Origin of the sequence: Pseudomonas sp. NFIX28, from assembly GCF_900107395.1 — a bacterium.
Lineage (GTDB): Bacteria > Pseudomonadota > Gammaproteobacteria > Pseudomonadales > Pseudomonadaceae > Aquipseudomonas.
In genome coordinates, this window is sequence record NZ_FNPW01000008.1 from 122,466 (window position 1) to 135,300 (window position 12,835).

The 12,835-nt window shown below is 63.8% G+C and carries 13 protein-coding genes; all 13 read left to right on the forward strand.

Annotation, left to right across the window (positions count from 1 at the left end; translation table 11 throughout):
* The first annotated feature begins 2 nt into the window (after positions 1-2).
* The 13 genes from BLV20_RS16875 to flhF all read left to right on the forward strand — a co-directional run bounded on the left by BLV20_RS16875 (position 3) and on the right by flhF (position 12,756).
* Positions 3-1,706 carry an ATP-binding SpoIIE family protein phosphatase gene (locus BLV20_RS16875; RefSeq protein ID WP_092303646.1) on the forward strand — a complete coding sequence of 568 codons (1,704 nt, stop codon included), beginning with the start codon at positions 3-5 and terminating at the stop codon, positions 1,704-1,706.
* A gap of 30 nt (positions 1,707-1,736) precedes the next feature.
* On the forward strand, positions 1,737-2,081 hold the full coding sequence (locus tag BLV20_RS16880) for an Hpt domain-containing protein (RefSeq protein WP_092303347.1): 345 nt from the start codon (positions 1,737-1,739) through the stop codon (positions 2,079-2,081).
* A gap of 110 nt (positions 2,082-2,191) precedes the next feature.
* Entirely contained in the window at positions 2,192-3,550 is a 1,359-nt protein-coding gene (locus BLV20_RS16885; RefSeq protein ID WP_092303349.1) for a flagellar hook-length control protein FliK, read from the forward strand.
* A gap of 164 nt (positions 3,551-3,714) precedes the next feature.
* Positions 3,715-4,218, forward strand: coding sequence for a flagellar basal body-associated protein FliL (gene fliL, locus BLV20_RS16890; RefSeq protein ID WP_092303351.1), 504 nt, complete (start codon positions 3,715-3,717; stop codon positions 4,216-4,218).
* A gap of 9 nt (positions 4,219-4,227) precedes the next feature.
* A complete protein-coding gene (fliM, locus tag BLV20_RS16895; protein ID WP_009042741.1) occupies positions 4,228-5,196 on the forward strand; it encodes a flagellar motor switch protein FliM in 969 nt (322 codons plus the stop codon).
* A 54-nt stretch (positions 5,197-5,250) separates the two neighbouring features.
* Positions 5,251-5,718: a flagellar motor switch protein FliN gene (fliN, locus tag BLV20_RS16900; RefSeq protein WP_092303648.1), complete on the forward strand. Its 468-nt coding sequence runs from the start codon at positions 5,251-5,253 to the stop codon at positions 5,716-5,718.
* Positions 5,719-6,156 carry a flagellar biosynthetic protein FliO gene (gene fliO, locus BLV20_RS16905; RefSeq protein ID WP_092303353.1) on the forward strand — a complete coding sequence of 146 codons (438 nt, stop codon included), beginning with the start codon at positions 5,719-5,721 and terminating at the stop codon, positions 6,154-6,156.
* A complete protein-coding gene (gene fliP / locus BLV20_RS16910) occupies positions 6,156-6,905 on the forward strand; it encodes a flagellar type III secretion system pore protein FliP (protein WP_092303355.1) in 750 nt (249 codons plus the stop codon). The genes fliO and fliP overlap by 1 nt, the downstream gene beginning before the upstream one ends.
* A gap of 24 nt (positions 6,906-6,929) precedes the next feature.
* On the forward strand, positions 6,930-7,199 hold the full coding sequence (gene fliQ / locus BLV20_RS16915) for a flagellar biosynthesis protein FliQ (protein WP_003184009.1): 270 nt from the start codon (positions 6,930-6,932) through the stop codon (positions 7,197-7,199).
* A gap of 3 nt (positions 7,200-7,202) precedes the next feature.
* Positions 7,203-7,985: a flagellar biosynthetic protein FliR gene (gene fliR, locus BLV20_RS16920; RefSeq protein ID WP_092303357.1), complete on the forward strand. Its 783-nt coding sequence runs from the start codon at positions 7,203-7,205 to the stop codon at positions 7,983-7,985.
* 3 nt (positions 7,986-7,988) lie between these two features.
* A complete protein-coding gene (gene flhB / locus BLV20_RS16925; RefSeq protein WP_092303359.1) occupies positions 7,989-9,125 on the forward strand; it encodes a flagellar biosynthesis protein FlhB in 1,137 nt (378 codons plus the stop codon).
* A gap of 167 nt (positions 9,126-9,292) precedes the next feature.
* Positions 9,293-11,422 carry a flagellar biosynthesis protein FlhA gene (gene flhA / locus BLV20_RS16930; protein WP_092303361.1) on the forward strand — a complete coding sequence of 710 codons (2,130 nt, stop codon included), beginning with the start codon at positions 9,293-9,295 and terminating at the stop codon, positions 11,420-11,422.
* 11 nt (positions 11,423-11,433) lie between these two features.
* A complete protein-coding gene (gene flhF / locus BLV20_RS16935; RefSeq protein ID WP_092303363.1) occupies positions 11,434-12,756 on the forward strand; it encodes a flagellar biosynthesis GTPase FlhF in 1,323 nt (440 codons plus the stop codon).
* Positions 12,757-12,835 lie beyond the last annotated feature (79 nt).

Below are 12,835 nucleotides of genomic sequence, written 5' to 3' on the forward strand. Positions count from 1 at the left end.
ACATGCAGCCGATCGAGGCGCCTCTGTGCGTGTTGATCGCCGAGGACGGTGCGACCGACCGCATGCTGCTGTCGAGCATTGTCCGGCGCCAGGGGCATGAGGTGCTGACGGCAAGCAATGGCGCCGAGGCGGTGGAATTGTTTGTCCGGCAGCGGCCGCACCTGGTGCTGATGGACGCGATGATGCCGGTGATGGACGGTTTCGAGGCTGCCCGGCAGATCAAGCGTCTGGCGGGCGAAGCGCTGGTGCCGATCATTTTCCTGACCTCGCTCACCCAGAGCGAGGCGTTGGCGCGCTGCCTGGAAGCCGGTGGCGACGATTTTCTGGCAAAACCCTACAGCCCGGTGATCCTGGCCGCCAAGATCAAGGCCATGGATCGCTTGCGGCGCCTGCAGGAAACCGTGCTGCAGCAGCGCGACCAGATCACCCAGCATCATGACTACCTGCTCAACGAGCAGCGGGTGGCCAAGGCGGTGTTCGACAAGGTGGCGCATTCCGGGTGCCTGAGCGCACCGAACATTCGCTACCTGCAATCGCCGTATGCGCTGTTCAACGGCGACTTGCTGCTGGCGGCCTTTACCCCGACCGGCGACATGCACGTCCTGCTGGGCGATTTCACCGGCCACGGCTTGCCGGCGGCCGTGGGCGCGATGCCCCTGGCGGAGGTGTTTTACGGCATGACGGCCAAGGGTTACGGGCTGCCCGAAACCCTGCGCGAGATGAATGCCAAGCTCAAGCGCATCCTGCCGGTGGGCATGTTCTGTTGCGCGACCCTTTTGTGCCTGAGCTTCCAGCGGCGGGCGGTGGAGGTGTGGAACGGCGGCATGCCGGACGGCTACCTGCATCGCCTGGCAAGCGGCGAGCGGGTGCCGCTGGTGGCGCAGCATTTGCCGCTGGGCGTACTGGGCGCCGAGGCGTTCGACGATCGCACCGAGGTCTTGCCCATGGCCCTGGGCGACCGGGTTTTCCTGTTGTCCGATGGCGTGATCGACACCTGCGACGCCAACGATCAGTTGTTCGGTGTCGAGCGCTTGCAGCAAGTGTTTGCCGCCAACCGCGAGCCCGACCTTTTGTTCGAGGAAATCCAGCAGGCCCTGGGCGAGTTCCGCGGCCAGGTGCGCGACGATGTGAGCATGGTCGAGGTCAGCCTGAGCGAGGCCCGGCTGACGCCGCCGGTGCTGGTGTACTCCGACAGTGGCCAATCCTGCCCGCTGGACTGGTCGGTGAGCTTCGAGTATCGCGCCGCCACCCTCAAGCGCTTCAACCCTTTGCCGTACCTGCTGCAATTGCTGCTGGAAGTGCACGGCCTGCGCACGCAGAGCGGGGCGCTCTACAGCGTGCTGTCCGAGCTGTATTCCAATGCCCTGGAGCATGGCGTACTCGGCCTGGACTCAAGCCTCAAGCGCGACGCCCAGGGGTTTTCCCGCTATTACCGGGAGCGCGCGGTACGCCTGGAGGCGTTGCAGGAAGGTTTTGTGCGGGTGCACCTGCAGGTGGAGCCTCAAGGCGCCGGCGGTCGGTTGCTGATCCGGGTCGAGGACAGCGGCCATGGTTTCGATGTCGGGCGAGTGCTGGCGCGGCCTGTCGACAGCGACCGCCTGTCCGGTCGCGGTGTCAGCCTGATCCGGCAGCTCAGCCGGCGCGCCAGCTGGTCGGACGATGGCCGCAGTGCCTGCGTGGAGTTTTCTTGGGAGCCTCTGGCATAATTCGCCGATTCTTGATCAAGGAGTGAGCAAGTGGCTGAGATTCATCTGGATCACGAGGTGCTGAACGCGTTGCAGGAGGTGATGGAGGACGAGTATCCGTTGTTGCTCGACACCTTCCTCTGTGACTCCGAAGAACGTTTGCGCCAATTGCACAAGGTCGACGATCCCCGTCAACTTGTCGCCACTGCCCATAGCTTCAAAGGCAGCAGCAGCAACATGGGGGCGATTCGCCTGGCCGAGCTCTGCCATCAGCTGGAGCAGCGTGCCCAGGGCTCGTCCCTGCGCGGTATCGAGCAGCTGGTCGGTGAAATCGACGGTGAATTCGCGATTGTCCGGCAACTGTGCGAACAGGAGCGACAGCGTTTTCACTGCTGAATCCGCGCTGCAACCCGGGCTTTTCCCTGCGAGCCAGCAAAGCTGGCTCGACCTTTGCACACAAGTCTTCCAACTGTACCTACGATTCCAGTGCAGCGGAGACCGTCTTCATGCCCCTTACCCCGAACATGCTGCTTCAGGCCGCTTCCCAGGCCAAGACTCAAGCGGCTTCCGCCACCCCCCAGGCGAGCGCCGCCGAGCCCGGGGATAAAGGCGCAAGCTTCGCCCGGGTGTTCGCCAAGGAAGCACTCGGCAAGCCGGTAGCGGCCGCCGACGGCCCGGCCAAGCCGGCCCGCGACAAGGGTGTCGAGGCCGCAGCCACGGCCGGTCCGGGCAAGAGCAAGGCTGCCGCCAGCGAGCCGGCGGTTGCCGATAGCGGCAAAACCTTGCCTGCCGACAAGGCCGCGACCAGCGACGACAAGGTTGCCGATGAGCAAGCAGCGAGCAGCGAGCAACCGCTGGCGGACGGTGCGCCGGTCGATCCCGCGCTCGATCCGGCGCTGATGCAGGCGACCCAGCCGGTGCCGTTGCCGACCCCAGAGCCGCAAGTGGCGGCAACGCCGGCTCCGACGCAGCCACAGCCGCAAGCGCAGCCGGTTGCCCCGGTGCTGGCCGGTAGCGCGGTGCCGGTGCCGGTCGACCCTGAATTCGACCCCGAGGCCGACCCGCTGGATGCCTTGCCGGTGGTGCGCCTGGCCATGGAGCAGAGCGGCCATGTGTCGGCTTCCAGCCAGGCCCAGGGCAAGGCGGCGCCGACCGTGGTGGCCGATGATGGGCCGACTTCGGCGCAGACCTTTGTCAGTGGCATGGCCAACATGCTGGACTTGCAGGTGGACAAGGACAGCACCGAGCAGGGCGGCGAAAAGGCTTTCAGCGGCTTGCTCGATGACGGCCTCAAGGACCTCAAGGGCGCAGCCAGCGACACCCGCGTCGATGATTTCGCCAACCGCCTGGCGGCCCTGACTCAGGCGGCCACGCCCAAGACCGCCAACGCCGTCCCGGTGAACCAGCCGCTGGCCATGCATCAGAGCGGCTGGACCGAAGAGGTGGTCAACCGGGTCATGTACCTGTCCAGCGTCAATCTGAAGTCCGCCGAGATCCAGTTGCAGCCGGCCGAGCTGGGGCGCCTGGACATTCGCGTGAACATGGTGCCGGACCAGCAGACCCAGGTGACCTTCATGAGCGCCCACGTCGGCGTGCGCGAAGCCCTCGAAGGGCAGATGCATCGCCTGCGGGACATGTTCCACCAGCAAGGCATGGGGCAGGTGGACGTCAACGTCTCCGACCAGTCGCGCAGCTGGCAGGGCGGCCAGGAGCAGGCGCAGCAGGGCCAGCATCGCAGCAACGGCACCAGCGCCAGCGGTGGGCGTGTGGATGGCGTGGATGAGGAGCTGGCCCCGAGCGTGGCTGAAGTCGCCGCCAACACCGGCACGGTCATCGGCACCAGCGCCGTCGACTATTACGCCTGACGCTTCGCGCGTCGCAGCACGGAAGATCGCCAGCCGCGTGACAACGCGGCTGGCGATCTTTTGCTTTGGGCCGCGCCATCCTTCAGTTCGGACAAATCTGGCATAACACTTGCTCTTGCCTTGCCGTGCGACTGTGAAAACCCGATTAATGACGGATTATTGGCATGGCGAAGAGCGAAGCAGCAGAGAAAACCCCCGCCGGGAAAGGCAAACTCAAGCTTATCCTCTTGATTGTTCTGGCCTTGTTGCTGGCGATCGGTTTGTCCGTCGGGGCTACCTGGTACTTCATGCACAGCAGTGCCCAGAGCAAGCCTGCCGAGACAGCCGAGGCAACCAGCAACGTCAAGCCGGCGGCCATCTATGAGCCCATGGCGCCGGCCTTTGTCGCCAACTACACGCAGAACGGCCGCCAGCGCTACATGCAGGTGAGCATCACCCTGCTGGCGCGCAACCAGGCCGACCTGGACGCGCTGAAAGTGCATATGCCGGTGATCCGCAACAACCTGGTCATGCTTTTCTCCGGCCAGAGCTTCGACACCCTGGCGACTCCGGTCGGCCAGGAAATGCTGCGTCAGAAGGCCACCGCCAGCGTGCAGGAAGTGGCCCAGAAAGAGGTCGGCAAAGTGGTCGTCGAGCAGTTGCTCTTTACTAACTTCGTACTGCAGTAGGAACACGACATGGCCGTGCAGGACCTGCTGTCCCAGGATGAGATCGACGCGCTGCTGCATGGCGTCGATGACGGTCTGGTACAGACCGAACACGCCGCCGAGCCCGGCAGCGTCAAAAGCTACGACCTGACCAGCCAGGATCGCATCGTTCGCGGACGCATGCCGACCCTGGAGATGATCAACGAACGTTTTGCCCGCTACACCCGCATCAGCATGTTCAACATGCTGCGCCGCTCGGCGGATGTGGCGGTGGGCGGCGTGCAGGTGATGAAGTTCGGCGAATACGTGCACTCGCTGTATGTGCCGACCAGCCTCAACCTGGTGAAGATCAAGCCGCTGCGCGGTACCGCGCTGTTCATCCTCGACGCCAAGCTGGTGTTCAAGCTGGTGGACAACTTCTTCGGCGGCGACGGCCGTCACGCGAAGATCGAAGGCCGTGAATTCACCCCGACCGAATTGCGCGTGGTGCGCATGGTGCTGGAGCAGGCTTTCGTCGATTTGAAGGAAGCCTGGCAGGCGATCATGGAAGTCAACTTCGAGTACATCAACTCCGAAGTGAACCCGGCCATGGCCAACATCGTCGGCCCGAGCGAAGCGATCGTGGTCTCGACCTTCCACATCGAGCTCGATGGCGGTGGCGGCGACCTGCACGTGACCATGCCGTACTCGATGATCGAGCCGGTGCGGGAAATGCTCGACGCCGGCTTCCAGTCGGACCTGGACGACCAGGACGAGCGCTGGAGCAAGGCCCTGCGCGAAGACGTGCTGGATGTGGATGTGCCGCTGAGCGCCACGGTCGCCCGCCGGCAGTTGCGCCTGCGCGACATCCTGCACATGCAGCCTGGGGATGTGATCCCGGTGGAGCTGCCTGAAGACATGATCATGCGCGCCAACGGCGTGCCGGCCTTCAAGGTCAAGCTCGGTTCGCACAAGGGCAACCTGGCTCTGCAGGTGATCGAGCCGATCGAGCGCCGTTGAGCGGCGCTGTTATGAATTCGCTTTGTTAATGATTTTTTGCCCGCCGAGGACAACATGGCTGACGAACACGAAATGACTTCCGCAGAAGACCAGGCCCTGGCTGATGAGTGGGCGGCTGCCCTGCAGGAAACCGGCGACGCCGGACAAGACGACATCGATGCCTTGCTGGCGGCCGATGCGGCCAGCGCGCCGGCGTCCAATCGCCTGCCGATGGAAGAATTCGGCAGTGTGCCCAAGAGCCATGAGCCGGTGACCCTCGACGGTCCGAACCTGGATGTGATCCTGGACATCCCGGTCTCGATCTCCATGGAGGTCGGCAGCACCGACATCAACATCCGCAACCTGCTGCAGCTCAACCAGGGCTCGGTGATCGAGCTCGATCGCCTGGCTGGCGAGCCGCTGGACGTGCTGGTCAATGGCACGCTGATCGCCCATGGCGAAGTGGTGGTGGTCAATGAGAAGTTCGGCATCCGCCTGACGGACGTGATCAGCCCGAGCGAACGCATCAAGAAGCTGCGCTAAGTGAAAAAGGCACTCGCGCTGTTCCTGGCCTGGCCGCTCTGGGCCCTGGCTGCCGAGCCGGCGGCCACTGCCGCCGCGCCGGTCGCCGGCAACAGCGGCGTGGCCGGGCAGTTGACCCAGCTGGTGCTGGGCTTGCTGCTGGTGGTGGGCTTGATCTTCTTCCTCGCCTGGCTGTTGCGCCGGGTGCAGCAGGCCGGGCCGGCCGGCAAGGGGCAGGTCATCGAGCTGATCGGTTCGCGCTCGCTCGGCCCGCGGGACCGGCTGGTGCTGGTGCAGGTCGGCAACGAACAGATTCTGCTCGGCCTGACGCCGGGCACCATCACCGCGTTGCACGTGCTCAAGGAGCCGGTGCAAGTGCCGAGCGCCGAGCAGGCGACTCCGGAGTTTGCCCAGCGCCTGATGGAGCTTTTGGGCAAGGATCAGAAGGATAAGAAGTAATGCCGTTGCGCTTCCTCTTGATGTTGGCCCTGCTGCTGGCGGCGCCGCTGGCGCTGGCGGCCGACCCGTTGTCGATCCCGGCGATCACCCTCGGCACCAATGCCGAAGGCCAGCAGGAATATTCGGTCAGCCTGCAGATCCTGCTGATCATGACCGCGCTGAGCTTCATTCCGGCGTTCGTCATCCTGATGACCAGCTTCACCCGGATCATCATTGTGTTCTCGATCCTGCGTCAGGCCCTGGGCCTGCAGCAGACGCCGTCGAACCAGATCCTCACCGGCATGGCGCTGTTCCTGACGATGTTCATCATGGCCCCGGTGTTCGACCGGGTGAACCAGGATGCCCTGCAGCCGTACCTGGCGGAGAAGCTCAATGCCCAGGACGCGGTGGCCAAGGCCCAGGTGCCGATCAAGGACTTCATGCTGGCCCAGACCCGCAGCAGCGACCTGGAGCTGTTCATGCGCCTGTCCAAGCGCACCGACATCGCCACGCCGGACCAGGCGCCGCTGACGATCCTGGTGCCGGCCTTCGTCACTTCCGAGCTGAAGACCGCGTTCCAGATCGGTTTCATGATTTTCATTCCGTTCCTGATCATCGACCTGGTGGTCGCCAGTGTGCTGATGGCCATGGGCATGATGATGCTCTCGCCACTGATCATTTCCCTGCCGTTCAAGATCATGCTGTTCGTGCTGGTGGATGGCTGGGCACTGATCATCGGCACCCTGGCGGGCAGTTTCGGCGGTGTTTAAAACCTTGTTGGCGGGTGGTGCGCAATGACGCCTGAAGTTGCAGTAGACCTGTTCCGCGAAGCGCTGTGGCTGACCACCATGATGGTCGCCATCCTGGTGATCCCCAGCCTGCTGGTGGGTTTGCTGGTGGCGATGTTCCAGGCCGCCACGCAGATCAACGAACAGACCCTGAGCTTCCTGCCGCGCCTGCTGGTGATGCTGGTGACGCTGATCGTCGCCGGTCCCTGGCTGGTGCAGACCTTCATGGAATACATCCTGCAGCTGTACGGCAGTATTCCGCAGTTGATCGGCTAAGCCATGTCTTTGCTGGCGCTTACCGACACGCAGATCAGCACCTGGGTCGCCAGCTTCATGCTGCCGTTGTTCCGGATCGGCGCCGTGCTGATGACCATGCCGATCTTCGGCACGACCCTGGTGCCGACCCGTATCCGCCTGTATTTCACCCTGGCCATTACCGTCGTGGTGGCGCCAAGCCTGCCGCCCATGCCGGCGGTCAGCGCGCTGGAGCTGAGCGGGCTGCTGCTGATTGCCGAGCAGATCATCATCGGTGCCTTGCTCGGCTTTTCCCTGCAGTTGTTCTTCCAGGCCTTCGTGATCGCCGGGCAGATCATCTCGACGCAGATGGGCATGGGCTTCGCCTCCATGGTCGACCCCACCAACGGCGTTTCGGCGGCGGTGATCGGGCAGTTCCTGACCATGCTGGTGACCTTGCTGTTTCTCGGCATGAACGGGCACCTGGTGGTCTTCGAGGTGCTGACCGAAAGCTTCACCACCTTGCCGGTGGGCAGCGCGCTGCTGCTCAATCACTTCTGGGAAATCGCCGGCAAGCTCGGCTGGGTGTTGGGCGCTGCCCTGTTACTGGTTTTGCCGGCGATCACCGCGTTGCTGGTGGTGAACATCGCCTTTGGCGTGATGACGCGCGCGGCGCCGCAGCTGAACATTTTCTCCATCGGTTTCCCGTTGACCCTGGTGCTGGGCCTGGTGATTTTCTGGGTCAGCCTGGGCGACATTCTCAATCAGTACCAACCGCTGGCCGTCGAGGCCCTGCAGTTGCTGCGCAACCTGGCACAGGCGCGTTGAACCATGGCTGAGAGCGAGAGCGGTCAGGACAAGACAGAAGACCCCACGGAGAAACGCAAGAAGGACTCCCGGGAAAAGGGCGAGATCGCCCGCTCCAAAGAGCTCAATACCCTGGCGATCACCATGATCGGCGCGGCCGGCCTGCTGATTTACGGCGCGGGGGTGGCGCAAGACCTGCTGGAAATCATGCGCCTGAACTTCTCCCTGCCGCGCGAGGTGCTGCTCAGCCCCGGCGCCATGGGCCTGTACCTGCTGCATTCGGGCAAGATCGCGATTATCGCCTCGATGCCGATCCTGCTGCCCTTGGTGCTGGCGGCGCTGATCGGCCCTATCTCCCTGGGTGGCTGGTTGTTTTCCACCAAGAGCCTGGCGCCCAAGTTCAGCCGCATGAACCCGCTCAGCGGCATGAAGCGCATGGTGTCCCCGACCTCGCTGATCGAGCTGCTCAAGGCCTTCGCCAAGTTCGTGGTGGTGCTGATCGTGGCCTTGTCGGTGTTGTCCTCGGACATCGACGACCTGCTGCGGATCGCCCATGAGCCCCTGGAGCAGGCGATTATCCACAGCGTGCAGGTGGTGGCCTGGAGCACCTTGTGGATGGCCTGCGGGTTGATCCTGATCGCCGCGGTGGACGTGCCGGTGCAGTTGTACCAGAGCTACAAGAAGCTGCTGATGACCAAGCAGGAAGTGCGGGACGAGCACAAGGACCAGGAGGGGCGCCCGGAGGTCAAGCAGCGTATCCGCCAGGTCCAGCGCGAGATGTCGCAGCGGCGGATGATGGCGGCGATTCCCGAGGCGGACGTGGTCATCACCAACCCGACCCACTACGCGGTGGCGCTCAAGTACGACGCCGAGAAGGGCGGGGCGCCGGTGTTGCTGGCCAAGGGCAGCGATTTCCTGGCGCTGAAGATTCGCGAAATCGCCGTGGCCAACGAAGTGCTGTTGCTGGAGTCGCCGGCGCTGGCGCGGTCGATCTACTACTCCACCGAGCTGGAGCAGGAAATTCCCGCCGGGCTCTATCTGGCGGTGGCCCAGGTGCTGGCGTATGTCTATCAGATTCGCCAGCACCGCGCGGGCAAGGGCAAGCGCCCCGATCCGCTCAAGGACCTGCCGATTCCGGCGGATTTGCGTCGCGATTCCTGACCCGCGCACTTGCTTGCGCGGGCAGCCAAAGCGCATTGCGCAATCACTGATGGCGCAACGCCATAAATCAGTTCGCGCTCCAGGTCAAAGTTGGAAGGCTTCTTGCAATACCCGCCCTGCGCCGCCTCCAGGCGTCAAAAGTTTGCTTTAGGGAACGGGGAATACCGGTGGATCGCTCTCAGTTAATCAGTACAGCTCGCACTAACCTGGCTGACCTCAGTCGGGGGAACCTGGGTGTGCCGCTGTTGCTGCTGGTCATGCTGGCCATGATGATGCTGCCGGTGCCGCCGTTCCTGCTGGACGTGTTCTTCACCTTCAACATCGCCCTGTCGATCGTCGTGCTGCTGGTCTGCGTGTATGCCTTGCGGCCGCTGGATTTCGCGGTATTCCCAACCATCCTGCTGGTGGCGACCCTGTTGCGCCTGGCGCTGAACGTGGCGTCCACGCGTGTGGTAATGCTGCACGGGCAAGACGGCCACGCCGCGGCGGGCAAGGTGATCCAGGCCTTCGGCGAGGTGGTGATCGGCGGTAACTATGTGGTCGGTATCGTGGTGTTCGCGATCCTGATGATCATCAACTTCGTGGTGGTGACCAAGGGCGCCGGGCGGATTTCCGAGGTGAGCGCGCGTTTCACCCTCGACGCGATGCCGGGCAAACAGATGGCCATCGACGCCGACCTCAACGCCGGCCTGATCGACCAGGCGCAGGCCAAGGCCCGCCGTTCGGAAGTGGCCCAGGAAGCCGAGTTCTACGGTTCCATGGACGGTGCCAGCAAGTTCGTGCGCGGCGACGCCATCGCCGGCCTGCTGATCCTGTTCATCAACCTGATCGGCGGCATGGCGGTCGGCATCTTCCAGCACCACATGTCTTTCGGCGATGCCGGCCGGGTGTACGCCTTGCTGACCATCGGTGACGGTTTGGTGGCGCAATTGCCATCGCTGCTGCTGTCCACCGCGGCCGCGATCATGGTGACCCGTGCTTCCGGTTCCGAAGACATGGGCAAGCAGATCAACCGGCAGATGTTCGCCTCGCCCCGCGCCCTGGCCGTCGCCGCCGGCCTGATGGCGGTGATGGGCCTGGTGCCGGGCATGCCGCATTTTTCCTTCCTGAGCATGGCGGCCCTGGCGGCCGGTGCCGCGTACCTGTTCTGGAAGAAGCAGAACGTGGTCCGGGTCCAGGCGCTGGAAGAGGTCAAGCGCCAGCAGGAGCTGCTGCCTTCACCGGCCCGGGCCATGGAAACCAAGGAGCTGGGCTGGGATGACGTGACCCAGATCGACATGATCGGCCTGGAAGTCGGCTATCGCCTGATTCCCCTGGTGGACCGCAACCAGGGCGGGCAGCTGCTGGCGCGGATCAAGGGCGTGCGCAAGAAGCTGTCCCAGGACCTGGGCTTCCTCATGCCGACCGTGCATATTCGTGACAACCTCGACCTGGCGCCCAGTGCCTACCGGCTGACGCTGATGGGGGTGATCCTGGCCGAGGCCGAGATCTATCCGGACCGCGAGCTGGCGATCAACCCGGGGCAGGTCTACGGCACGCTCAACGGCATCACCGCCAAGGATCCGGCCTTCGGCCTGGAGGCGGTGTGGATCGAGATCAGCCAGCGCGCCCAGGCGCAGTCGCTGGGTTACACCGTGGTCGATGCCAGCACCGTGGTCGCCACCCACCTCAACCAGATTCTGTACAAGCACTCCAGCGAGCTGATCGGCCACGAAGAGGTCCAGCAGCTCCTGCAATTGCTGGCCAAGGGTTCGCCGAAGCTGGCCGAGGAACTGGTGCCAGGCGTTCTTTCGTTGTCCCAGTTGCTCAAGGTGCTGCAGGCGCTGCTGGCCGAACAGGTGCCGGTGCGCGATATCCGCAGCATCGCCGAGGCCATCGCGAACAATGCCGCCAAGAGTCAAGATACTGCCGCTTTGGTGGCCGCGGTGCGCGTCGGTTTGTCGCGCGCCATCGTGCAAAGCATTGTAGGGACTGAGTCCGAGCTGCCTGTGATCACCTTGGAACCCAGGTTGGAACAGATTTTGCTCAATAGTCTGCAAAAGGCAGGACAAGGCTCGGAAGAGGGCGTCCTGTTGGAGCCAAGCATGGCTGAGAAGCTGCAGCGTTCGTTGATCGAAGCCGCGCAGCGCCAGGAAATGCAAGGCCAACCGGTGATTCTGCTGGTAGCCGGTCCGGTTCGCGCGATGCTCTCGCGGTTCGGGCGCCTGGCGGTCCCGGGCTTGCACGTGTTGGCGTACCAGGAAATTCCTGACAACAAGCAAGTGACCATCGTTGCGACAGTAGGCCCCAACGGCTGAGGTAGTGGGTTATGCAAGTTAAGCGTTTTTTCGCCGCCGATATGCGTCAGGCCATGAAGCTGGTTCGTGATGAGCTGGGCGCCGACGCCGCCATCATTGGCAATCGCCGCATCGCCGGCGGTGTCGAGCTGACGGCTGCCCTGGATTACAAACTCTCGGCACTGGCACCGCGGGTCCCGAACATGGAGCTCGAGGACGAACTGCGCAAGACTCAGTCGCGCATTGTCACCGCCCAGGCCGAACTGAGCCTGCGTGGCGATGGCGAAGCCGGCAGCGGCACCAATCGCCAGCTGTTCGCCGGCCTGCCGCTGACCGCCGCCGAGCCGCTGATCGAACCTACCTTCAACGAGCCGCAGCGCCCGGCCCCGGTTGCCGTTGCGCCGGCCGTCGACCAGCGTGCGTTCGACTCGATGCGTTTTGAACTCAACGGCCTGCGCGAGCTGCTGGAAGTCCAGCTCGGCTCCCTGGCCTGGAGCCAACTGCAAGGCAGCCGCCCCGAGCAGGCCAACCTGTGGCGGCGCCTGCAGCGTATTGGCCTGTCCGGCCCGCTGGCCCGCGACCTGCTGGCGCTGATCACTGAAATCGACGAACCCCGCCAGGCCTGGCGCATGCTCCTGGCCCACCTGGCGCGGATGATCGTGACCCCGGAAGTCGAGCCGCTGGAGGAGGGTGGGGTGATCGCCATGGTCGGTCCTGCCGGCATGGGCAAGACCACCACCCTGGCCAAGCTGGCGGCTCGCTATGTGCTCAAGTACGGCGCGCAGAACATCGCGCTGGTGAGCATGGATAGCTACCGTATCGGCGCCCAGGAGCAGCTCAAGACCCTGGGGCGGATCCTCAATGTCTCGGTGACCCATGTCGATCCGGGCCAGTCCCTGGCGCAAGCCCTCGACCCGCTGCTGCGCAAGCGCGTGGTGCTGATCGACACCGCCGGCCTGCAAGCCAGCGACCCGGCCCTGCGCATGCAGCTCGAAAGCCTGGCCGGACGTGGCATTCGGGCAAAAAATTATCTGGTCTTGGCAACCACTAGCCAGAAACAGGTTCTAACCGCCGCATACCACAGCTACAAGCGTTGCGGGCTGGCCGGCTGCATCCTGACTAAACTGGATGAAACCGCCAGTCTCGGTGAGGTGCTGAGCCTGGCGATCAGTCATGAACTCCCCGTTGCCTATCTGACCGATGGCCCGCGGATTCCGGACGACCTGCACTTGCCGCGCCGTCACCAGCTGGTCAGTCGTGCGGTGAGCGTGCAGATGCAGGAAGAACCCAGCGAGGAAGCCATGGCTGACATGTTCGCTGACCTCTACCACAACCCGACCAAGCGGGTTGGCTGAGGGAATCATGAAAAGATTGCAATGTACCTACATCGATGGTCTGCCAGGCATTGTTCCGTTAGTGAACGCGCAGCCAGTT